General features: G+C 30.2%; 27 protein-coding genes. 6 read left to right on the plus strand and 21 right to left on the minus strand.

The window, feature by feature from the left end:
- Positions 1 to 15 precede the first annotated feature (15 nt).
- The 12 genes from B5E58_RS01245 to B5E58_RS01300 form a co-directional block, all read right to left on the minus strand.
- Complete coding sequence (locus B5E58_RS01245) at positions 16 to 987, minus strand: D-2-hydroxyacid dehydrogenase (RefSeq protein WP_088107860.1); 972 nt, start codon at positions 985 to 987, stop codon at positions 16 to 18.
- A 78-nt stretch (positions 988 to 1,065) separates the two neighbouring features.
- Positions 1,066 to 1,401, minus strand: coding sequence for a ribosome silencing factor (rsfS, locus tag B5E58_RS01250; RefSeq protein ID WP_088107861.1), 336 nt, complete (start codon positions 1,399 to 1,401; stop codon positions 1,066 to 1,068).
- Between the two features lie 20 nt (positions 1,402 to 1,421).
- Positions 1,422 to 2,663: a nicotinate-nucleotide adenylyltransferase gene (gene nadD / locus B5E58_RS01255; protein ID WP_088107862.1), complete on the minus strand. Its 1,242-nt coding sequence runs from the start codon at positions 2,661 to 2,663 to the stop codon at positions 1,422 to 1,424.
- Between the two features lie 137 nt (positions 2,664 to 2,800).
- On the minus strand, positions 2,801 to 3,097 hold the full coding sequence (gene yhbY, locus B5E58_RS01260; RefSeq protein ID WP_088107863.1) for a ribosome assembly RNA-binding protein YhbY: 297 nt from the start codon (positions 3,095 to 3,097) through the stop codon (positions 2,801 to 2,803).
- A gap of 139 nt (positions 3,098 to 3,236) precedes the next feature.
- Positions 3,237 to 4,574 carry a YjiH family protein gene (locus B5E58_RS01265; RefSeq protein ID WP_088107864.1) on the minus strand — a complete coding sequence of 446 codons (1,338 nt, stop codon included), beginning with the start codon at positions 4,572 to 4,574 and terminating at the stop codon, positions 3,237 to 3,239.
- A 270-nt stretch (positions 4,575 to 4,844) separates the two neighbouring features.
- Complete coding sequence (locus tag B5E58_RS01270) at positions 4,845 to 5,453, minus strand: peptidoglycan recognition protein family protein (protein ID WP_088107865.1); 609 nt, start codon at positions 5,451 to 5,453, stop codon at positions 4,845 to 4,847.
- On the minus strand, positions 5,440 to 5,913 hold the full coding sequence (locus B5E58_RS01275) for a phage holin family protein (RefSeq protein WP_088107866.1): 474 nt from the start codon (positions 5,911 to 5,913) through the stop codon (positions 5,440 to 5,442). The genes B5E58_RS01270 and B5E58_RS01275 overlap by 14 nt, the downstream gene beginning before the upstream one ends.
- A gap of 3 nt (positions 5,914 to 5,916) precedes the next feature.
- Entirely contained in the window at positions 5,917 to 6,060 is a 144-nt protein-coding gene (locus tag B5E58_RS01280; protein WP_242956567.1) for an XkdX family protein, read from the minus strand.
- A gap of 2 nt (positions 6,061 to 6,062) precedes the next feature.
- Positions 6,063 to 6,383: a hypothetical protein gene (locus B5E58_RS01285; RefSeq protein WP_088107867.1), complete on the minus strand. Its 321-nt coding sequence runs from the start codon at positions 6,381 to 6,383 to the stop codon at positions 6,063 to 6,065.
- Between the two features lie 21 nt (positions 6,384 to 6,404).
- Positions 6,405 to 6,683 (minus strand): hypothetical protein, encoded by a 279-nt coding sequence (locus B5E58_RS01290; RefSeq protein ID WP_088107868.1) that lies wholly within the window; start codon positions 6,681 to 6,683, stop codon positions 6,405 to 6,407.
- Between the two features lie 13 nt (positions 6,684 to 6,696).
- Positions 6,697 to 8,022: a hypothetical protein gene (locus B5E58_RS01295; RefSeq protein WP_088107869.1), complete on the minus strand. Its 1,326-nt coding sequence runs from the start codon at positions 8,020 to 8,022 to the stop codon at positions 6,697 to 6,699.
- Between the two features lie 127 nt (positions 8,023 to 8,149).
- Entirely contained in the window at positions 8,150 to 8,500 is a 351-nt protein-coding gene (locus B5E58_RS01300; protein WP_088107870.1) for an SHOCT domain-containing protein, read from the minus strand.
- Positions 8,501 to 8,705: 205 nt separating this feature from the next.
- Between B5E58_RS01300 and B5E58_RS01305 the strand changes: the two genes are divergently transcribed.
- Positions 8,706 to 9,284, plus strand: a complete 579-nt coding sequence (locus B5E58_RS01305; protein ID WP_088107871.1) for a DJ-1/PfpI family protein — start codon at positions 8,706 to 8,708, stop codon at positions 9,282 to 9,284.
- 55 nt (positions 9,285 to 9,339) lie between these two features.
- Here B5E58_RS01305 and B5E58_RS01310 read toward each other — a convergent pair whose 3' ends face one another.
- The 4 genes from B5E58_RS01310 to B5E58_RS01325 all read right to left on the minus strand — a co-directional run bounded on the left by B5E58_RS01310 (position 9,340) and on the right by B5E58_RS01325 (position 14,508).
- The gene (locus B5E58_RS01310; RefSeq protein WP_088107872.1) at positions 9,340 to 10,536 is read right to left on the minus strand and encodes a pyridoxal phosphate-dependent aminotransferase; all 1,197 of its coding nucleotides are present in this window, start codon (positions 10,534 to 10,536) and stop codon (positions 9,340 to 9,342) included.
- Positions 10,537 to 10,901: 365 nt separating this feature from the next.
- Positions 10,902 to 12,392, minus strand: a complete 1,491-nt coding sequence (locus tag B5E58_RS01315; RefSeq protein WP_088107873.1) for an L-lactate permease — start codon at positions 12,390 to 12,392, stop codon at positions 10,902 to 10,904.
- Positions 12,393 to 12,509: 117 nt separating this feature from the next.
- Positions 12,510 to 12,926, minus strand: a complete 417-nt coding sequence (locus B5E58_RS01320) for a VOC family protein (RefSeq protein WP_088107874.1) — start codon at positions 12,924 to 12,926, stop codon at positions 12,510 to 12,512.
- 31 nt (positions 12,927 to 12,957) lie between these two features.
- A complete protein-coding gene (locus tag B5E58_RS01325) occupies positions 12,958 to 14,508 on the minus strand; it encodes an acyl CoA:acetate/3-ketoacid CoA transferase (protein ID WP_088107875.1) in 1,551 nt (516 codons plus the stop codon).
- A gap of 588 nt (positions 14,509 to 15,096) precedes the next feature.
- Between B5E58_RS01325 and B5E58_RS01330 the strand changes: the two genes are divergently transcribed.
- A complete protein-coding gene (locus B5E58_RS01330; protein WP_088107876.1) occupies positions 15,097 to 16,590 on the plus strand; it encodes a hypothetical protein in 1,494 nt (497 codons plus the stop codon).
- Positions 16,591 to 16,645: 55 nt separating this feature from the next.
- On the opposite strand, the gene B5E58_RS01335 is transcribed toward B5E58_RS01330, so the two are convergent.
- The gene (locus B5E58_RS01335) at positions 16,646 to 18,058 is read right to left on the minus strand and encodes an amidohydrolase (RefSeq protein ID WP_158097633.1); all 1,413 of its coding nucleotides are present in this window, start codon (positions 18,056 to 18,058) and stop codon (positions 16,646 to 16,648) included.
- Between the two features lie 187 nt (positions 18,059 to 18,245).
- Here B5E58_RS01335 and B5E58_RS01340 point away from each other — a divergent pair, with 187 nt between their 5' ends.
- The 4 genes from B5E58_RS01340 (at position 18,246) to B5E58_RS01355 (ending at position 21,108) form a co-directional block, all read left to right on the plus strand.
- A complete protein-coding gene (locus B5E58_RS01340; RefSeq protein ID WP_088107878.1) occupies positions 18,246 to 18,890 on the plus strand; it encodes a GntR family transcriptional regulator in 645 nt (214 codons plus the stop codon).
- Between the two features lie 111 nt (positions 18,891 to 19,001).
- On the plus strand, positions 19,002 to 19,934 hold the full coding sequence (locus B5E58_RS01345; RefSeq protein ID WP_242956572.1) for a dipeptidase: 933 nt from the start codon (positions 19,002 to 19,004) through the stop codon (positions 19,932 to 19,934).
- 109 nt (positions 19,935 to 20,043) lie between these two features.
- Entirely contained in the window at positions 20,044 to 20,403 is a 360-nt protein-coding gene (locus B5E58_RS01350; protein ID WP_088107880.1) for a CidA/LrgA family protein, read from the plus strand.
- Positions 20,404 to 21,108, plus strand: coding sequence for an LrgB family protein (locus B5E58_RS01355; RefSeq protein ID WP_088107881.1), 705 nt, complete (start codon positions 20,404 to 20,406; stop codon positions 21,106 to 21,108).
- A gap of 38 nt (positions 21,109 to 21,146) precedes the next feature.
- Here the strand turns inward: B5E58_RS01355 and B5E58_RS01360 are convergent, their stop codons facing one another.
- From B5E58_RS01360 to B5E58_RS01375, 4 genes are all read right to left on the minus strand, one after another.
- On the minus strand, positions 21,147 to 21,452 hold the full coding sequence (locus B5E58_RS01360; protein ID WP_088107882.1) for a hypothetical protein: 306 nt from the start codon (positions 21,450 to 21,452) through the stop codon (positions 21,147 to 21,149).
- A 106-nt stretch (positions 21,453 to 21,558) separates the two neighbouring features.
- The gene (locus B5E58_RS01365; protein ID WP_088107883.1) at positions 21,559 to 21,945 is read right to left on the minus strand and encodes a hypothetical protein; all 387 of its coding nucleotides are present in this window, start codon (positions 21,943 to 21,945) and stop codon (positions 21,559 to 21,561) included.
- Between the two features lie 76 nt (positions 21,946 to 22,021).
- Positions 22,022 to 22,729: an RNA polymerase sporulation sigma factor SigE gene (gene sigE / locus B5E58_RS01370; protein WP_242956573.1), complete on the minus strand. Its 708-nt coding sequence runs from the start codon at positions 22,727 to 22,729 to the stop codon at positions 22,022 to 22,024.
- 39 nt (positions 22,730 to 22,768) lie between these two features.
- The gene (locus tag B5E58_RS01375; RefSeq protein ID WP_088107884.1) at positions 22,769 to 23,668 is read right to left on the minus strand and encodes a sigma-E processing peptidase SpoIIGA; all 900 of its coding nucleotides are present in this window, start codon (positions 23,666 to 23,668) and stop codon (positions 22,769 to 22,771) included.
- Positions 23,669 to 23,779: the final 111 nt, after the last annotated feature.

The following is a 23,779-nucleotide window of genomic DNA, read 5'->3' on the forward strand; positions in this document are numbered from 1 at the left end:
TCCAATGTCAAATTATTATTTTAAAGTTTTATATCCTGTTTTAAAGTCTACAATATTATTTATATCTTTTCCATTTATATAATTACATATATTTTCTGCTGAAATATTTACAATTCTGTCTAAAGTCTCTTTAATATGATGACCACCAGAAACATGAGGAGTTATAAAAATATTTTCAACATCCCATAAATTACTGTCAGAAGGTAAAGGTTCTACCTCTGTAACATCAAGAAAAGCACCTGCAATATGACCACCTTTCATTACATCATAAAGAGCCTTTGTATCAATGGCATTTCCTCTACCTACATTTATAATAAAAGCATCTTTTTTCATTAATTTAAGACGTCTTTCATCCATAATATGATATGTTTCAGGTGTTCCCGGCAAACTCATAGCAATAATATCAGCACAAGGTATAAGTTTATCAATATCCTCTGTCATGTAAAGTTCATCTATAAACTCAGGTTTACGTGCATCTTTTCTTCTAACACCTATTGTATATCCGCCCATAGTTTTTATAATTTTGGCAAAACTTCCTCCAATATCGCCAAGTCCAAGTATGAGAACTTTTGAGCCATATATTGATTTAACCTGCCCCAAATCTGTCCAACTATGTTCTTTTTGACATTTTCTATATCCATCAAAATTCTTCATCATATAGAGAATTGCTCCTACCATGTACTCACCTATTGCAACACCATAGGAACCTGTTGCATTTGAAAGTATAATATTATTATCTTTTATAAAATCACAGTTTATATACTTATCAGCTCCAGCAGTTTCAAGCTGTATAAATTTAAGATTGCTAGATTTTGAAATATCATCAACAGATATATTTCCAACAATTATCTCTATATCTTTTAAAATTTCTTCATTAACATTTGAAGGGTTAATATATATAACTTCTCTTCCTTCTCCAGCTTTCTCAATTATTTTTTTATGTTCATCGTTAATTCCCTCAATAGCAACAAGTATTTTTCCTGACATAAAACCTCTCCTTTCCATATTTTTTAAACTATATATAAATCTGCAAAAAATGCCGGTAAAAACCGGCATAAAAATTTATTACATTTCTTTTGCGTCTCCCCAAACTCTGTCAAGGCTATAAAACTCTCTTTCAGATTTATTAAAAAGATGTATAAGAAGATTACCAAAATCAAGTAATATCCATGTTCCACCTGTATATCCTTCTGAGTGATGAAGTTTATATCCCTCTTTAAAAAGTTTTTCTTCAACCTCATCAGCCATAGCTCTAAGCTGATTTGGATTATTTCCACTGGCAATAACGAAACAATCTGCTATATTTGAAAGTCCTTTTATATCAAGAACTTTAATGTCCTCACCTTTTTTATCTTCAAGAGCTTCTCTTGCGATTTTTGCTGCTTCTAAAGTATTAATCATAAAATTCCTCCTTGTTTTCATTATTTATTCTTATAGTATTCTAAAGCTTCAGCAGATAACGGATGAAGCTTTAATTTTCTTTCCTCAACATAGTCTATTGTATGTTCAAGTATAAATTTCATAGCCAAATCAAGGTCTATATAAGCAAGTCTTCTTGCCTCCTCAAGACCTTCAAAAGGTTTTCTATTCTCCTCAATATAATCTGCAATAAAAACAATCTTCTCAAGGAGAGACATATTTTTTCTACCTGTTGTATGATATTTTATAGCATCAAGTATATCCTCATCATCTACAAGATACTCTCTCTTTGCAACCTCAGCACCAAGGAAAGGATGAACAAGGTCAATCTGTTCTTTCATAATATCATTTAATTCAATATGATATTCTTTGCAAAGTCTCTTTTTAAGGTCAGCTGGATAATCCTTTGCACAATCGTGTAAAAGTCCAGCAACTTGTGCTTTTTCAACAACAGTACTATCACCATATATTTTAGCAAGTTTTTTTGCTTCCTTAACAACACCCATAGTATGAATATATCTTTTTATGGATAAAGAGGACTGCAATTTTTCCTGCATAACACTCTTATCAAGCATAAATTTCACCTCAGATTTAACAGGTTTTTTATAAAGACCGAATTTTTCTATATATTCCTCTACACTTTCAGGAAGAAGATATTTTATAGGCTGACCGTCAGCAACACGTTTTCTTATATCAGAAGAAGATATTTCAAGGGCTGGAACCTGCATATAATATATTCTTCCCTTATATTTGCCCATAATTTCCCCTATTTCTTCATAAAGTTTATTTTTTTTATATCCCGGACGGGTAACAGCTATAAAATCACATAAACTGAAAAGTTTTTCGGGATTTTTCCAGCTCATTATCTGTTCAATAGCATCAGCACCTGTTATAAAATAAATATGCACATCAGGACCACACATTTTTTTTAATTCTTCTATTGTATCAACTGTATATGTCTTTCCTTTTCTGTCAATCTCAATTCTTGATGTGAGAAAATTTTTATTTCTTATAGTTGCAAGGGCTGTCATCATAAATCTTTGTTCATTAGGTGTAACTTTCTCTCCAACATCATCTTCTTTCATATAAGAATGTCCTGTTGGCATAAAAATAATCTTGTCCATATTAAAACGATGTAAAACCGCCTCAGCAGTAGCAAGATGACCATAATGTATAGGGTCAAAAGTTCCACCCATAATGCCTATACTTTTATAGTTTTTAAGCTGTTCCTTTTCACTGTACATTTTATTCCCCCAAAAAGCATAAAAGCCATATATTTTAAAATTTTAACTACAAATTAAAGTATACTATTAAACTTCAATTAATTCAAACAAAATCATTAAAAAACGTCGTTCTTAAAAAAGAAACGACGATTTACAAATTATTTTTTAGGTAATTCTATAACAGGCTTTGTTTTTGACTGTCTGAAAAGTACAAATCTATTTCCTATAACCTGTACAACATCAGAATGAGTTCTACCTGCAATAGTTTCAGCAACTTCTCTAGCACCGAGAAGATTATTATCAAGAACATTAGCCTTAACAAGTTCTCTTGCCTCAAGGGCATTATCAATAGCCTCTGTAAGCTCTGGAGTAACACCTGCTTTTCCTACATGAAAAATTGTATCAATAGGATTTGCAAGTCCACGAAGATATGCTCTCTGTTTGCTTGTTAACATATACTCTTTCCTTTCTATAAATATAACTATACTATTTTGCTCATCTAAATGAAGATTTTACAATATTTTAAATAATTAATCAACATAAAAATTTAAAAAACAGCGTAAAACACAAATATTTCCGCTGTTTTTAATAAAATCAAAAAAGAATATGTGCAATAATAGCAATAATAGGCAAAGTAACTATTGTTCTTTCAAGGAATATTATAAAAAGATTTAACAAAGATACAGGTATCTTACTACCCATAATAATACTTCCTATCTCAGACATATATATAAGCTGTGTAACAGAAGTAGCAGCAACAACAAATCTTGTGATATCAGACTCAATTGTACTTGCCATAACTGAAGGTAAAAACATATCGGCAAAACCTACTATAACAGTTTTAGAAGCCTCCACAGCATTAGGAATTTGAAGTAATTTATATAATGGTATAAAAGGAGCACCTATCCATGAAAATATAGGAGTATACTCTGCAATTATAAGAGCTGTTGTACCCATAGCAAGTATTACAGGTAGTGTTCCAAACCACATATCAAAAACATTTTCAAAACCTTCAACAAAAAAAGCTTTTATACTTCTACTATATTTAGCCTTTTCCATAGCCTTTTCAAGTCCCCATTTTGAAGGAGTATATCCTTTAGGTATATCCTCAACAAAAACTTTCTCACCATTAAAATTATCAGGTATTCGAGAAAGAGGAGGAAGTTTAGGAACTATTATAGCAGCAACAATTCCTGCAAAAGCCACTGTCAAATAGAAAGGTATAAACATATGAGAAAGACCAACTTCACTTATTACAACAAGACTAAATGTTATACTTACAGCTGAGAATGTTGTAGCAATAACAGTTGCCTCTCTCTTGCTGTAATAGCCTTCCTCATACTGTTTTGATGTCAAAAGAACACCTATTGAGCCATCACCCAGCCAACTTGCCACACAGTCAATAGCACTTCTTCCAGGAAGATTAAAAACAGGTCTCATAACTTTTATTAAAAGTGCTCCAAAAAAATCAAGAAGTCCAAAATTTAATAATAGTGGAAGCAAAAGACCTGCAAGAAAAAATACACACACAAGTATAGGCATAAGGTCATTTATAACAAGACTCCCTGTTGCATCACTTATTATAAATTCTGGGCCAAAATCAAAATATATCATTGTTGCAAATATAAAACCTACAATTCTAACACCAAACCAAAAATGTGAAGGAGAAAAAAGTTTATTTAAAGGCTCTATAATAATAAAAGCTTTAAAATTAAATATTTTATGCAAAACAGTAACAATAGCACTTATACTTATAAGCACATATATAACTGTAAGAGAATTGTCACCCATAAAATTTAAAAGTCCATTTGCCATAACAGCAACTGGTATTGTAAGATTTCCATTGCTTCCTATTGGTGTAACAAAAAGAAATATACCTATAAGAGATGGTATAAGAAACCTATAAAAATTTTTATTCTTCAGAATTTTCATTATATCCCCCTAACGCAAAATATTTTAAAATAATTAAGTATATCGTTCTATTAAAAAAGAAAGACATTTATAAGAGTTTACATAAAAAAACAATTTCCGTCAATGGTTTAATGAATATTTTTACATATTTTTATAATAAATAATGCATTTTATTCAAAATATACAAAAAATGGCTGTAATTATATATAGCTATTTAATCATGTATTTTATATAACTGCATAAAAAAACAGACAATGTATAAAACTTTTGTCTGTTTTTATTATTAAAATATTATTTTATATTTTGTGCTATTCTCTTAACCAGTTCATCACCAAATTTATAACATAATAAAAATTGTATTGTACTGTCCTCAAGACGTAAATTTTTCTTTAAAACAGCAACAGCCTCATCAGTAGTCATTTTATCCTCCTCTATAAGTTTTAAAATATTTTTCCATTCATCAGTATTTTTAACATAATATAAAGGACAATTTTTTCCTGTAACATCATAATGTCTTATTATATCCATATTTCCATATCTTGATATTATATCTTTACAAAGCATAACAAGAGAATTTATTGTCTTATGGCTAAATTTACCGTCAGAATATTTATGACAACATTCTATTCCTATGTATTCATAATTAGCCTTTGAAGCATGATATGCAACTTCCCCTTCAGGAACACACATTATTATTTCACCGTCAATTCCTATTATATAATGAGAAGAAGCATATATATTATTTGTACCATATTTTAGATTTTCAAAATAATTTCTATTAGCTTCCGCCGATGTATTAGGATTTCCAACATAATGTATAACTATTCCCTTTATTTTATCCATATAAATTCCTGGTCTACTATATTTATTTTTTGAAAGTAACATTTTATTTATATTCATCTTTTCCTCCAACTGAAATATCTGCTGAATTTTCAATTATATCACTACATATTTCAAGACCTTTTATTAAAAATTCAGGAAGAACAATACCTATTTTAACTGAATTTTCAAGTATACTTCTTATTTCATTTACAATATAACTCGAAAGTACAAAATACCCAAGAAAATTCATAAACTGGAGTTTAATTCCCAAAATATCTCCCATTTTTTCAAAAGAAAAACCCATATAAAATGAAATTCCAATAACAATCCAATAGGCAACTTTTTTTACTATTCCCCTAGCACCTATTTTAGAGCTTTCCTCATTTCTCATATAAGCACAGTACCAACCACTCAACCAATCAACAATATTCATAATAAGAAAACCCATAAAAAGAAACCAAGCCGGACCAAAAACAGAAGAAAGAAAAGCCACAATAATTCCCCCTGTAATATTTATTTTGTCAAAAACTTTTGTCAAATATTACACCTCCGAAAAGGGAATACCTGTTATATCAAAAAATTCTTCTTCTGTAATTTTTCCAAGTTCAACATATCTTTTTAACTGGTCATCTCTAACAAAATTCATTTCATATCTTTTTTTAAGTATTTCAAACATATCACTCATAATCAAATACCTCCCTCCAATATAGCAAGCTCAACATCTGTAATCTGCTGTGCAATCAAAGCTCTCTCGTATTGAGCATCAAAAAGATTAAGTTCAATATCAGACTGTTGTTGCCCTAAAGTTTCAAAAGGATTTTCAAAATCATAAGTTCTATTTTTCCACTCATCACTCCACATTTTATTTTCAAAATCATACTTTCTTCCAACAAAACTCATATCATAACAATCAATACCAACACAATAAGGATTATTTCTCAAATTACCGTCAACACAAGAAGAAATCCCTATACAATAGCCATCAAAATCAACATTTGCAAAATACATAAAATCACTCCTTTAATCAGTTTAATTAAACTCTATAATCTGCCAAATACATTTAGGTATAATCATTCCGTAACTAGTAATATAATTACCAAAAATCCTTAATGTATCACCATTAACAAGTTCAGCAATAGCTGTTGCATTAGGTACATTAGTTGAAGAATAATTTAAACAATTAAATATAACTATTGTTTTTTCAGGATTAACAGGATTTATATCTATCTCTATAAAAGTACTATCCAAAACATTCTCTGCAACTACTCCTCTCTGAATAGACTTAATAACAGACTTATCATGTATCAAAAAAATCACCTCCTTAAATAAGAACAAGTATATTTCTTGTAATTCTAGTAGCAGCGCCTAAATGTTCCATAAAAAATGTCCCAAAACATACAATATCAAGCATATTATCGTCATAGTTCGATGAAGTAATAGTTTTTAAAAGTTTTGTTTTTTCAATATCAGCATAAAAATTTATATTTGACCTTAGAGTAGATTCGCCACCTTTAAACATATAAATTATACCTTTACCTTTTTTACCCACTGTTTCAGCACTACCATATTCCAATATTTTAATTGTTCTTGTAGTGAAAATTGTATTTTGAATATTGGCACGATATTTTTGAATATTTTTATAAAAATCAAAATCTATTTCGCCTCCAGAAAGAGCAAGATTATAAAGACAATTTGGATTTTTGCTTATTAATACCATAATTTCATCATTATCTTTAAAAACAGCTGTTGAATATTCATATTGCAAAACAGGAGCAAGTAAACCTATATTTTCTTTAAACAAGCTTATAATACTTTCATTTCCCAAAATGGTATTACAAGCGTTTTCATTTTCACATAAAATCTTTGTAGCAATAGCATTATTAAGAATATATTTGATAATATTGATATTTAATAAAAGTCTCTGATTAAACTGTTGTTTTTTAAATAACTTTTCCAAAAACTCACTATTTGAAATAATTTCAACATAATTTTCTTCATTCACAGAAAACATAAAATTTAAAAACTCTGTATTCTCTCCCATACTTTCAGCCATAACATTACTACTATAAACAACGTCTCTAATACGACTGTCATTTTTAAAGTACTTAAAGAAACCTTCATCAGCCAAAACAGTAGAAACAGCTGAAGAATTTTCAGCCAAAATTTTAAAAGCCTTTTCACTGGCATATATAAGTTTTTTAGATTTTTCATTATTCATAATTATTCCAAAAACAGTATCAGAAGATATAACACTCTCAATATCCGAAAGACTATCAAAAGAAGTGTCTCCACTTCCTGTTACTTTTTTAAAAAAATTTCCCATATGGATTTCACTGTCAATCAACCCATCAAGTATAAAATTGACACAATATGCATCATTCAAAGCATTGTCATCATAAGCTAAATTTTCAAGAAATGTTGGATTTTTATAAATACCGCTTTTCTGACCGAAAACTCCTAATCTATGAGACATAACTCCTTTATCAATACAATCCATAATCTCTTTAGAAGCACTGTCAGAAAGCTGTTTTGCAAAATCTGAAAGAGTGGCATCTATAATATCAGAATTTCCATTCATATCAGCAATATCAAAAAAATCTGTATCTTCCGGCTTTTTCAAATTATAATAATCTGTAAAAGTTGCCATAAAATAAACCTCCTTATATTTTTTAGGGCCCTGTACAATTAAAATAAAATAAAAAAAATCCAAAAAAGTCCCAGATTTTATTTTTTACAAAAAAATAAGGCATTGAAATATTTCAATGCCTAAAAATTCAAATCTTATCTATAATTTCTTTACGTTTTTTGTCATACTCCTCTTTAGTTATAAGCCCCTCATCATAAAGTTTTTTAATCTCATTGAGACGACTTTTTGAACTACTACTGTTAATAAAATCTTTTTCATCATCTTCAATTATTATATCATGTCCCATTATATTTTTATCTTTAAAATACGCATAGCCATTTGAAACCGTTATAACAACAGCAAAAAGTGTCCAAATAGCTCCGAAAGCTCCAAACATAGGTGTGACAAAAAATAAACCTACAAAACAGAAAACGCCTCCCATTATCATTCCCATAAAAGATGAACCTTTGCTAGGTTGAATTCTATATCTCTTTTTCATGATAACCCCCCTTTCATTTTGTTAAAATCATAACACAAAATACAAAATTTTTAAAGTATATAAACAAACCCATTGCAATATAAATAAACAAAGTGTATAATTTTAACAGGATAAAATATACTATTTCAGTAAAAACACTCAAAAATAAGTATGTTCCACTGATTTTGAATTTATCCAAATGTATACATAAAAGGAGGATATATTTATGGCTAAAAAAATATTAATGCTTACAGGTGACTTTACAGAGGATTATGAAACAATGGTTCCTTTCCAGGCTTTAGAAATGGTTGGCTATAAGGTAGATGCAGTATGCCCTGACAAAAAAGCTGGTGACATTGTGAAAACAGCAATTCATGACTTTGAAGGAGAACAAACATACTCCGAAAAAAGAGGCCATAATTTTGCTTTAACAGCTGATTTTGACAGTGTTAATACAGCTGATTATGTAGGATTATTCATAACAGGTGGACGTGCTCCAGAATACATAAGACTTAATCCAAGAGTAATTGAAATCGTTCAGGAATTTTTCAAAGATAACAAACCTGTTGCTGCAATATGCCATGGTCCACAGGTTCTTACAGCAGCAAATGTTGTAAAAGGATACAAAGCAACAGCATATCCAGCAGTAGGTCCAGACATTACAATGGCTGGCGGAGAATATGTTGAAGTTCCTGCTACTGAAGCAGTTGTTGATAGAAATCTTGTAACATCACCAGCATGGCCTGGAGATACAAAAATCTGTGCTGAATTTATAAAACTTCTTGGAGCAAAAATAGAAATCTAATAAATATTAAAAGGTGTCCTAAAAAGGACACCTTTTTTATATAAAATAAATTTAATTATTTAAGTTCGTTAACAAATTCTTCAATTCTGTCCATACCTTTTTTGATTGTCTCAATAGATGTTGCATAAGAAAGTCTTATGTGGTCAGGCATACCAAAGTCTGCACATGGAACAACAGCAACAAATTTCTTCTCAATGAGGAGAGCAGCCATATCAGCAGCTGAATTAATTTCAACTCCCTCATATTTCTTACCATAAATTTCTGAAACATCAATAAAGAGATAGAAAGCACCTTCAGGTTTTAAAGCTGATATAAATGGTATTTTTTCTTCTCTCTCAAAAATATAGTCACGACGTTTTTTAAATTCTTTACACATCTCAACTACACAATCCTGAGGACCTTCAAGTGCTGCAAGAGTAGCTTTCTGAGCAATAGAGTTTATATTTGAAGTCATATGTGACTGTAATGAGCTTATAAGTTTTGCAATTTTAGGATTTGAAGCTGTATATCCAACTCTCCAACCTGTCATAGCATAACTTTTTGAAACACCATTTACAAGTATAGTTCTATCATAAATATCTTTTCCAAGAGAAGCAATACTTATATGTTTTTTATCTTCATCATATATGAGTTTTTCATACATTTCATCGGCAACAACAAATATATCTTTTTCAATTGCAAAATCTGCAATCATTTTAAGGTCATCCATGCTTGAAACCATACCAGTTGGATTTGAAGGGCTTACAAGTATAAAAGCTTTTGTTTTTTCTGTGTAAGCAGCTTCAAGCTCATCTTTAGTAACCATATAGTTATTTTCTTTACTTGTATTTACTATTACAGGAACACCACCTGCAATGTTTACTATTTCAGAATAACTTAACCAGTAAGGAGCAGGTATAATTACCTCATCACCATCATTAAGTATAGCCATAAAGGCATTGACAAGAGCATGTTTTCCACCATTACTTATAACAATCTGTGAAAAATCATAGTCAAGTCCGTTGTCTTTTTTAAGTTTCTTAGCAACAGCTTTTCTAAGTTCAGGTATACCAGCAGCTGCTGTATATTTTGTAAATCCGTCTTTAATAGCCTGTATAGCTGCCTCTTTAATATGGTCTGGTGTGTCAAAGTCAGGCTCTCCAACTCCAAATCCAACTATATCAAGGCCCTGTGCCTTAAGTTCTGATGCTTTTGCTGATATTGCAAGTGTTGATGAAGGTTTAATACCTTCTGCTCTTCTTGATAATTCCATTATATTCACCTCTAAAAATTTATACTCATTGTATTCCAAGTGTATACATCTGTCCTTGTTCAGTACACAATGTTACACTAATTTTAAAAAACTTTCAATACCAAAAATTAATAATAAACTTCAAATTCAAACAAAATATATGTTTAAAGTATACAATCACCTTTCTTAATGTATTATATTATCAAAAATCCGTTATAAAATCCACATTTTTATAAATTAATTTTATAAATAGAGACCATAAGCAAGCCTTATACCATAATAACAAAAAAGCAAGAAAAAAGTCTAGGGAAAAATCCCAAGACTTTTTTCTTGCTTGATTGCGTTTTCATTAGACATTTTAAAGAGAGTTTATTATATTATTATTCTTATACCGGGAAAAGGACATAAGAATAAAGGAGTGCAAGTAAACAGTATACAACCCACAATATACATATAGGTTTAAATACTTTTCTCATAATAAGGCCTTCCTGTCCTCTAAAGCCAACTGTTGCACATACAGCAACAACATTGTTTGTACAAATCATGTTACCTAAAGCACCTCCAGCACTCTGTGCTGCAAATACAACAGGAACATTAAATCCTAATATATTACAAGCCTCATAATGCATAGGAGCAAAAAGTATATTTGAACCTGTTGTTGTACCAGCAACGAATGAACCAAGTGAACCGATAATAACAGCAACTGCTGGATAAACAGGACCAAGCACATCTGCAAGTGCTTTTGCTATTATTGAGAGAAGTCCACCAGATTTCATAAGGTTTGAAAGAGCAACAAGAGCTGCCATAGCTATAAGTGCGCCGAATACACTTAAGAAAGCTTCTTTCATATGTTTAGGCATAGCAGGTATATCTTTTAATATAACTGCTGATACAAGACAGACACAAGTAATTGTTATACCAATCCAAACAGCAAATCCAAGTCCTATAAACCAGTCAGGAGCAAAAAATCTTACTGTTGGAAGAGCTACAAGAAGTATACCATAAGCTGATAAAGCTTTATAGGCAGGCATTGTACTTCTTGGTTTTGTTGGGTCAGGAACATATCTATGTTCTTCTGGAACTACTTCATTTTTACAGAAAAGTTTTATATATAATATTGATACAACAAGTGAGCCTAATCCAGCACATATTGTAGGGAATTCAGCACCTACAAATGTAGCTACAAGAACCATACATCCACCATATGCAAATCCTGTTACAAGAGCAAATTTAACAATTCCCTTATCTATTGCTTTTCTACCCCAAAGAATAACAAGAACTAATATTGGTGCAATTAATGAACCAAAGAAATGGATAAATGATGTATATCTTGATATTTCCATAACATCTACAATAGGAGGATTAGTTGATACGAAAGCAGCAAAACCACCTATTGTTGTAAGACCAGCAGCACCTAATGATGCAGCAATACCATTAAAAACAAGTGCGCCAACTACTGCTGAAAGTGGAGGTATACCAAGTGCAACAAGGAATGGTGCAGCAATAGCAGCAGGAGTACCAGCACCTGCAACACCTTCAAGGAAACCACCAAAACAGAAAGCTATAATTATAAACTGTTTTCTTCTGTCAACAGTAAGGTCTGCTATAATTTCTTTAATTTTATCCATTGCACCTGTATTTATAAGAAGGTTAAGCACAAGGAATGCTGACCAAATCATAAATACCATTTTGGCACCTTCAATCATACCATTTGTTGTCTGTGCAATTATAACACTATTTTCCATATGGAAATAAAGCATTCCAAGGAATATAGTATATATAAGTGATATTACAGAAACGATTGTAGCAGGTTTTTTAAGACCTACAACACCTATTATTACAATGGCTATAGGCGAAATTGCTAATAATAGTTCCATAAAGAACCCTCCTAACCCGTGTAGTAAAACTTTATAACATTGTCATTTAGTCATTGCAAATAAATACAAAAATTTATTCAAACTAAAACATTATACCATATAAATATGTATTAAAAATTAATCTCTTTTAATTTCTCCAACTGTCTGAACAAGTTCAACAAGTATTCCGTGAGAATATCTTGGTCTTAAGAAGTTTACAATAATATCACTTGTTCCTTCAACAGGAGCTTTTTCAAGCATTTCAAATCCTCTATCAATAAGTTCTTTACTGCAAGCTTCAATATCATCTACTTCAAAAGCGATGTGAGCAATACCACCTTTACCATTATTGAATTTTGTAAGAACTCCTTCTTTAGGTATAATGAATTCTATTGGGCTTTCTTTTTCGCCGTATTTTGTGAAAATAAGGTCAGCATGATAAGCATTAACAAATCCTTTATAATCAACTTCAAGACCAAACATATCAATTAAATCTTGTGCATAAGATAATTCTGGTAAAACAATTCCAACATGGTGCATTCTCATAGGTTTCATAATATCATCCTCCATTTAATTAATCAAATTTTTATTTTATACCCATAATTTCATCTTTAAATATTCTCTCATCCATAACCCTTAAATCACCTATAATAGGTTTAAAATCCATAAGGTCAATAATTTGTGTTTGTACATCTATTCCCGGTGCAACCTCTGTAAGATGAACACCGTCTTCTTTAAGTTCAAAAACAGCTCTTTCAGTTATATACATAACAGTCTGTCCTTTTTTGTTAGCATAGTTTCCGCTGAAAGTAATCTGTTCAACATCTTTTATAAATTTCTTTTCTCGTCCTTCCTGAAGTATCTCAACTTTTCCATCACCGGATTTTATTTTTAATCCTCCAGCAGTGAAAGTACCACAGAATATAACTTTCTTTGAATTTTGTGTTATATTTATAAATCCGCCACATCCGGCAATTCTTGGACCGAAACGGCTTACATTTATATTTCCTTTTTCATCACATTGAGCAAGTCCAAGGTATGCTATATCAAGTCCGCCTCCGTCATAGAAGTCAAACTGATAAGGTTGGTCAAGAAGACAATCAGGATTTAATGAAGAACCAAATCTAAGCCCACCCTGAGGTATTCCTCCAACAGGCCCAGACTCTACGGTAAGAGTCATATAATCTCCAATTCCTTCTTCAGCAGCAACCTTAGCAACATATTCAGGAGCACCAATTCCAAGGTTTACAGCACTTCCCTCTGTAAGTTCCATAGCTCCTCGTCTGCCTATGATTTTCTTTGCATCTAATTTTACAGGTTTAACATTATCTCCTGTTTCCTCTCTTATCTCACCTGTAAGAGCCGGATTATAATCACAGTCAAAACTCTGTTGATGGTCTATTGGGTCAGCCACAACAACGGCTGATACACATATACCTGGTATTTTTACAAGTTTAGGGTCAAGTGTTCCTGCTTTAACAACCTTTTCAACCTGTACAATAACAGTTCCACCTCTATTGCTTACAGCTTGTGCAACAGATGTACCTTCAAGAGGAGTTATCTCTCTTTCAAAACTTATATTTCCACATTCATCAGCATATGTAGCTCTTATAAAAGCAATATCTATTGGATAAGCCTTATAAAAAATCTGTTCTGTTCCTTCTATCTCAATTATTTTTGATAAATCGTCTTTTGTAATGCTGTTAAGTTTTCCCCCGCCATTTCTAGGGTCAACGAATGTTTCAAGTCCTACCGTTGTTATTGTTCCAATTTTATTTCCTGCCAAGTCTCTAAACATATGAAGGAGAGTTCCCTGAGGAATGTTATATCCTTCAATTTTGTTATCAAGGGCAAGCTGTGCAAGTTTTGGAGCTGTGTTCCAATGTCCTGCAATGGCTCTTTTTAAAAGTCCCTCATGAGCAAGATGGTCAGCTCCTCTGCCGTCTCTATTTCCCTGAGATGCAGCATATATAAGAGTAAGATTTTTAGGAGAACCTGTTTCAATAAATCTTTCTTCCAGTGCTTTACAAAGTGCTTCCGCATTACAAGAGGCAACAAATCCACTTGTCGTAATAACGTCACCGTCCTTTACCAAATCGGCCGCTTGACGGGCAGTTAATATTTTTACTTTTTTCAAATGAATACTCCTCCTCTGCAAAAATTTTATGACAGCTACGGCGGTAAATGGTTAGTTAGGGTTTAGGAATCTTATTGTAATATTATGTTTTATGATGTAAATTTTTAAAATGTTTTTTATTACTGTAAGAGTTAAATAAGTCGTCAGTTTTATTATTTTTATTGTGTTAAAAACTAAATACTTTTTTCCTTGGTTTGTTTGCCGTAGCTGTTTTACACTTTTATTATAGCCTCTACACAATTTGAAATAAAATACCAGTTATTGACTGATATTGAAACAATAAATTCAATAAAAACGATAAAATTTTGTGTATATTTGTAATTATACCTGTTTTTTATACACTTTTTATATTAATTAATATTGAATTCAATTGAATTCAATTGATTTTTTATATATTTTTATAACGAAAAACATTAATATAAATGAAAATCTACTTAAAATTATTTTGAATTACACATATATGTATGCTATAATTTTAATTGAATTAAAATATAGAACCTAGTCATATATAAAAAAGGCTCTTGAATTGTTCAACATATTCAACTTTATGTATAGTGATATATATAAAGGATTTTAAGGAGGTTATTTATGAAATATGGTGAACTTCTAAAAAAACTTATTGTTTTTACTAATACAAAAATGGCGGTACTGGCAAGAGAAACCGGTTATGATATATCATACATAAGTAAATGGTGTAATAAAGGGCTTCTTCCTACCCCTCGAACAATATCTGTTATAAACAAGAAACTTTCTAAAGTTTTTGCTAAAGAAGTGATTTCTCAAGAAAGAGAAGATGACTTTTTTTTTGATTTTGAAGATGTTATACTTCCTGCGGACGAAACAAGTGAAGATTACTGTATACAATTTGCAGAAAATATAGAGTCAGCACTTAATTCATGTTACAGAAGTTCATCAGGAAATGATATTTCAAAAAATTCAACAAAACCTGAAAATTTTCCTTCATTAACAAAAAAACAAGTTTTGGAAAATATAATTAAAAAAATAAATAATGTAATAGAAAACTCTACTGATGATGTTAATATACTTTGGTCTGTTGATATTTGTAAATGTCTCAAATATATAAACACTCTTGACCCTTTATTAGAAAATCCAAATATAAAAATAAAATTTCACATTGCCCTTGATATTGATGAGTTCAATGGTAATTCCCTTTCATACATAAAAGAGATTTATATGCTTATAAATAATAATAACAATATATATTTTAATTTTTATGACGGCAGAGAACTTAAAAACGCAAATGTTATTGCTGTAAAAAATTCATTTGCAGAATTTATATCCTATGGAAATGATGGGCATATGGACTTTGGAGTAAGTATAACAGATGAAGATGATGTAAACAAAATATATTCATTCTTTAAATACAAATTCAAATCCCAAAGTCTCCTAATTCACAGTTGTTCTTCTGAGGAATTAAGTAAAAAATCATACAGAACAGATTTTTATTCAAGAACAAAATTCAATTTCTTTATAACAACAGGATTTGAATTTTTATTGCCTGCAAGTGTTATAGATAACATTGTTGAAACAGCTAAAGAACAAATTCCTTATGACAATATAGAAGCTATGATACGTAATCTTCAGATTACATGGGAAGAAATATTTGAAAAACGTCAAATAACATTCTTCATTTTAAGTTCTTCCGTTTTAAAATATATAAGCAATGGAGAAATATTCTATACAGATGTTATATATAATCTCACTGTTGATGAGAGAATGGAACATCTCAAAAAGATTATAGATATATCAAAGAGAAATCCAAATATAAGATTTGCTGTGATAGATGATGAAGCAGTATTTTCAAACAACTATTCATTATTATTATCGGTTTTTGCCAACGACAAAAAAGCTTTCCTTAAAAACCACAAAGCATACAGAACAGGAAAAGGGCCAAATCTCTATACAATAAATAATAAATATATTGTATCAAGTATAAATGAATTTGCCTCCAAAACAATTGAAAATCAAACAGTCTGTCAGGAATATAATGCAGAGTCATTAGAAAAACTTCTTGAAGAATATGGAACAATGGTTTATAGAATGATGAATATAGGCTTATAAAATAAAAAAGATATTATTCCAAACATTAGAATAATATCTTTTTTATTTTTAAATATTATACAGGGAAAACATTTTCAGGTATACCACATATATAAGGATTTTCTTTTATACTATTTTCAAATTCCTCTCTTGCCTTTTCAACAAGTTTTTCATCACATAAAAATTCAAAAGCTGTTAAAGCTATTATTTTAGAAGCAGCAACTAATCCCTTAAAAGCTATTGAAGAAAGCCCCTGTGATGTAATCTGCCATGTATGTAAAGCTGTTCCCATAGCAAAACAAGTAAGTGTAAAATGTCCCAAAGGTGCAATATGGCTTACATCTCCCGCATCTGTTGAAGCATTAAAATGAACAAACTTAGGTAAATCCGTATAAATACTTTTAGATGTTAAAATATCAGCTTCACTTTGAGATATACCCTCTTTTACAAATCTTGAAGCAACAGATTTTATAGCCATATCATCAAAAGTATTGCAGAATTTTTCAGCATATAAAAACTCATCTTCTGTATAATCTATTGGTAATATATAATTCATAACATTTTCAATAACATTATTTATAACACTGTTTGTTATAATGTCAGCATAAGAATTTACAGTTCTTTCACTTACTTCTGTTCCTGTCATAAGAGCAGCACCTTTTGCAATATTATCAACACGCTCTGTTATAGATAACACCATATCCATTTTAGGAGCTCTAACAGTGTATAAAACCTCTGCATTTTCCTGAACTATATTAGGAGACATTCCTCCAGCATTAGTTATAGCATAGTGTATTTTGGCCTCTGTTGGTATATGTTCACGAAGGAAATTTGAACCTACATTCATAAGCTCCACAGCATCAAGAGCACTTCTTCCAAGTTCAGGAGCAGCGGCAGCATGGGAAGCCTTGCCCTTAAAACTATAATACTTTCCATTATGAGCATAACAGCCAGAAGGAGTTATAGTAGTTATACACTCAGGGTGCCAAGCTAAAACTATATCCATTCCACCAAAAACTCCTTCTCTAACCATGAATGTTTTACCAGAGCCATTCTCCTCAGCAGGACATCCAAAAAAGTATATTGTACCCTTCAAATCACCCTTTTCAACAGCATATTTAAGGGCACAAGCAGCCATAAGAGCAGCCACACCAAGTATATTATGACCACAGCCATGACCTGAATTTTTACCCTCCAAAGGAGAGTAACAAAAAGTATCTCTCTTTTGACTTAAACCTTCAAGAGCGTCATACTCTCCCAATATTGCAATATAAGGCTTACCCTCTCCAAATTTACCACTAAAAGCAGTAGGTATTTTTCCTATTCCTCTTTCAACTTCAAAACCTTCATCTTCCAATAAATTTGCAAAAATTTCAGCTGATTTATATTCCTCATATCTACATTCAGCCAAATCCCATATATCTTTACTTACATCAAAAAATTTCTTTTTATATTTTTCTATATAATCTATTATTTCATATGAAAACACAACAAATTCCCCTTTAATAAATATTATCAATAAAGTTTTATTTAATTTTAGACCATATATTTCAATTTGTATATAACTTTAGTAAAATATAAGTGTATAACATTTACAAAACATATTTATGTTAGTATAATAATTTTAAAATACAAAGTTTACCAAATAATAATGTATAAAAAAGTGGGGAATAAAAATGGAACAGCCAACATCATTACTTGAGTACGCTCTTGCTGTCATACGTGAAAATATTCTTACAGGAAAATATGAAGCAGGAAAAAAACTTTCTACACAGGATATTGCGGAGGAATTGGGGATAAGCCGTACACCTGTAAATGCAGCAATAAATAGGCTAGTTGCCGAAGGTCTTGCAGAGGCAATTCCAAGACGAGGAACTATTGTAAGACAGCTTTCCAAAAAACAAATAAAAGACATAATAGAAGTAAGAATGTTACTTGAAACATATGCTGTAAAAAAAGCAGTTGAAAATGTCTTAAAAAATCCTGATAAACTCAAATATATGAAAGACATTCTTCATAAATTTGATGAAATAAATGACGATGATTACAGAATGGCATCTTCTATTGAGTCTGATTTTCATAGAGCACTTGTAGAACTTTCAGACAACGAACAGCTTTTAAGACTTTACGATACAAACTGGAGTGTAGGCTCAGCTTTCTATCTTTATACAATGGCAAAAATGCCTTCATCAAAACAGAGAAAACTTTTTGACGAACATAAAACTATTGTAAGACTCTTAGAAGAAGAAAACAAAGAAGAACTTGAAAATGTTATAAAATCTCATATATCAGCTGTAAAAGATGTTCTTGATTATATTTAAAATCAAATAAAACAGAGGCTAAATATTTAGTCTCTGTTTTTTAGTTGTAATTTTAATATAGATTTATGATATAATTTTATTATCATGTATCTAAGAGGTGTTTTTGTGAAAATGACAGAAAATATAAAAATAACAGATATGCATTGTGACACCATTGTAAAATGTAAAAGAGAAAATCAAAATCTTTTTAAGAACAATATTCATATTGACTTGGAAAGAATGAAAAACACAGTTTCAACAGAAACATTTGCTATATGGCTTGAAAAAGAATACTATTCTGATGCATATAATGAAACTTGTCGTTGTATAGATTTTTATAATGCTGAAATCAATAAAAACAGCAATATTATATCTCATGTAAATACATACAATGACATAATTAAAAACAGAAAAAACAACATAATATCTTCAATATTATCAATTGAAGGTGGTGAAGCCATAGAAGGAAGTCTTGAAAAACTTGAAGATTTTTATGAAAAAGGTGTAAGACTTATGACTTTAACATGGAACTATAAAAATCATATTGGCTGTGGGGCTTTTTATGGTGATGAAAATCTTACAGACTTCGGAAAAAATGTTGTAAAACATATGAATAAAAAAGGTATGATTGTAGATGTATCTCATCTCTGTGACAAAGGTTTTTATGATGTTTTAAGAATTTCAGATAAACCTTTTATAGCAAGTCATTCAAATTCAAGGACAATATGTAATTCAAAAAGAAATCTAACTGATGAACAAATCATTGAGCTCAAAAATATTGGTGGTGTTATGGGTATAAACCTTTACAGTAATTTTGTTTCAGAAAAAGAACATTGTAATATTGATGATGTTATGAGACATATAGACCATATAATAAATATTGCCGGTGATGATATTATAGGTTTCGGCTGTGACTATGACGGAATAGAAAGTGCACCAGAAGGGCTTTTGGAAGTTTCATGTATATCAAAAATTGTAACTGAAATTTATAAAAGATATGGAAAAGAAACTGCTGAAAAAATAGCCTTCAAAAATTTTGACAGAATATTTTCGCAGATACTTTAGTATGAAAAAACGAAATTAATTAATATAATAAAAATTTTTAATAATGGAGTTAGGGGTTAGGCTTTTATCAGGAAATTAAATAAATAAATTTATATGGAGGCGAATTTTTATGAATGGACTAATTCAGTTTGGCATAATAATTGGTGTTTCACTTTTTGGAACATTTCTAAACAGTATAATACCATTACCAGTGCCGGGCAGTGTATGGGGTATGATTGTAATGTTCATACTTTTATGTGTAAAAGCAGTAAAACTTGAGCAAGTTGAAATTGCCGCCGATTTTCTTCTTTCAATAATGACAATAATGTTTGTTCCAGTAGGTGCAGGACTTATAACAAGCTATGGAGCTATAAGAGGAGAAATATTTAAAATATTCGGTGTAATAATAATATCGACAGTAATAAGTTTCTTTATCACAGGAAAGGTTGCGCAAATTATAATGAATATACAGAAAGGTGGTAAAGATTAAATGTTCTCAAATGTTTACAGTGATGTATTCGGAAACGGGCTTTTCGGTATATTCTTGACAATAATAGCTTTTCAAATAGGTATTATAATAAACCGTAAAACAAAACTTGTAATATTCAATCCTCTATTGATAGCTATAATATTTGTAATAGTTTTTCTATTAATAACAGGAATAGATTATGAAGACTATTATATAGGAGGAAGTATGTTTCAATTTATGCTTACACCTGCAACCGTGGCTTTTGCCATACCTCTTTACAGACAGATGTCAATATTAAAAAAGAATTTATGGGCAATACTCATAAGTATATTTTGTGGCTGTATATCCTGTACAATGACAATATTTATACTCTCTAAACTTTGGAATATATCCGACTCAGTTTTTTATGGTTTAATGCCAAAATCAGTTACTTTAGCCATAGCTTTAGGAATAACAGAAGAACTTGGAGGAATTTCAGGTGTAACCTGTGTAGGCGTTGTTGTATCAGGAATTATAGGAGCTGCATTTATAACAGTATTTTCAAAAATATTTAAAATTGACAATAAAATAGCTCTTGGTCTATCTGTTGGAACAGCAACTCACGCCATAGGAACATCAAGAGCAATACAGATTGATGAGCTTGTGGGAGCTATGGGAAGTTTATCAATAGTTATTGCAGGAGTTATGACAGTTTTTATAGTTCCAATAGTAAGCAGTTTTTATTAAAACAAAAAAGTGCGTTTTTATAACGCACTTTTATTTTTTTAGTTAAAATATCCGGCTTCGCATAAACTTTCAAAACAGAAATTAACTTCATCATCACTGAAAAGGGTTGAAAATCTACTGTCAGTCACAAGAGCCTCCACAGATAAATCAAGTCTGTTTTTTTCTTTTAACTGTAAAAATCCATTAAAATATTGTTTTCTTTTAAGAGTATTTCTACAAGCCTCAACAGCTCCAAATTTTTCAATATTCTGAATAAATTTCTCACCCTTTATTCCTGTTAATTTTTCACACTCAACAGTTTTTTCAATCAAAAGTTTTTTAAAAAGCTCATCAGTTTTTGCCATATTATCCCTCCTTATTGTACTTATTATGTTTTATTGTGCTTCATAATTATAAATTGATAAAAAATAAAATACAACTAAAAAAACGGCGGATATACCGCCGCAAAAATTAATTTTCAAGACAAAGTTTATAAAAGTTATAATTATAGCTTTCAGGACCTATATCTATTGAAAGAAGAAGTTCATCAACGCCCTCCTCCATAAGGAATTTATAGGCTCTGTTATAGCCGTCAAGTATTGATTTTTTCTCCACATAATATGTATAAAGCCAAAGTATATCTTTTTCCTCTCCGTCAATGGTAACAGTATCAATTTTACCTTCTTTAATCTTTTCTTTACACATCTCCATAGTAATTCCGGTTTTACTTTCCATAGTATTAAACTCATCAATGACCTTTTTACCTTCATTTACTAATTTTGCAAAGTCCTCATGAGTTGCCTTTAAATACCGTATGGTTTTAATTTTTCCGTCTTCTGTAAGATTCATGGTATTCATTTCCACCGCCCCTTTACATTTTTATATACTTATTATATATAAACCATACAGCAAAAATATATAATCTGTCAATAAATTATACCATTTTATTAATTTCTTTTTTAAGACGAGAAATAATTTTCTTTTCGAGACGTGATATATAAGACTGTGAAATACCCAACATATCAGCAACCTCTTTTTGAGTTTTTTCCTCACCGTCACCCATAACGCCAAATCTTAAACTTACAATCTTTTTTTCTCTCTTAGACAATTTATTCATAGCTTTTTTTAAAAGCTCTCTATCAACCTCATTTTCAATATCTTTATAAATAACATCATTATCGGTTCCCAATATATCAGATAAAAGAAGTTCGTTACCCTCCCAATCTACATTCAAAGGCTCATCTATTGAAACCTCTAAACGTATACGGCTATTTCTTCTAAGGTACATAAGTATTTCATTTTCTATACATCTTGATGCATAGGTAGCAAGTTTTATTTTCTTTTCAGGATTAAATGTATTTATAGCTTTTATAAGTCCTATTGTACCAATAGATATAAGGTCCTCAACATTTATACCCGTATTTTCAAATTTTCTTGCTATATAAACCACAAGTCTAAGATTTCTCTCAATAAGAACAGCTTTTATTGTATTATCCTCATCACCGCCTAATTTTTCCATAAGTGCATTTTCCTCCTCTGGTGTAAGAGGCGGAGGAAAAACATCACTTCCGCCTATGTAATATATTTCATCAAAAGTTTTTCTTCTCAATCTGTTAAAAATAATACGAATTTCATACTTTATTTTAAAAATCCAAAATCGTATATTCAAATCAAACCCCTCCTAAAAATTACAACTCTCATAATCAAGTACAGCTTTATAAATTCTTTTAGGTGAAAGCTCTCCACCATACATTCCAACAGTAATATTTTCAATCTCTCTTTGCCGACCGTCCGACAAAGTTATTTTAATTTTATCTGCCAAAAATCCAATCATAAGCCCTCTATCATTATCAATACTTTTAAAAGGAAGAAGTCTTATTTTTTTTAATAAATCACTATTTTTTATACTTCCTATTATTATTTCCGGCTCAGCTCTTGCATTTTCAAGTATTGATATAGCTGTATCAGTATCAAAAAGTTTAACTATATCTATTGTCTGGGCAATTATAGCCGATTTTCCGCTTAAAGGGTCTTTAAGTTCATTTCCTGTGTCTATAAGAGCTGTGAGTTTTATACTTTTATTATTAAAAAATATTTCTGCATTACAAAATTTTTCGCAATTAAGAGTTTTTAAAATATATTTTCTAAAAACAAAAATTAATAAATATACAAAAATTGCCGAAAGTATCATTATTTTACTTGAAAATCCCCTGTATATACTTAAAATGCTTTCATCAAAGCCTTGAAAAATATTTGAAAGCATAATTATAATTCCACAAAAAAAGGCTGAAATTATGTCTGTTCTAACAGTATGTATAAAAGTTTTGTATAATGTTGAAGGTTTAAAAACAAATATAACACCTAAAATCAATATAATCTGACCGGCAAAAATACCATAAAATCTATGAAAAAAACTATTAAATAACATTACCATGTAAAGTATTGTTATTATAAAGGCTCCTCCAAATATTTTTGATATTTTTATTCTATTCTTAATAATAAAAGCTGAAACCCATAAAACAGAGAAGTTCATAAAAAAATTAATAATAAAAAAAATATCAGCATATATCTCAAACTCCATATAAAGCACCCTCTAATGCAAATCTGTATAATACATTATAAGGCTGTACCTCTACGAAATTTGTAATATATACTGATATACTCAAAAAAATAATATGACATTTTTTTATTT

It is taken from the genome of Tyzzerella sp. An114 (assembly GCF_002161055.1).
Classification (GTDB): domain Bacteria; phylum Bacillota; class Clostridia; order Lachnospirales; family Anaerotignaceae; genus Fimicola; species Fimicola cottocaccae.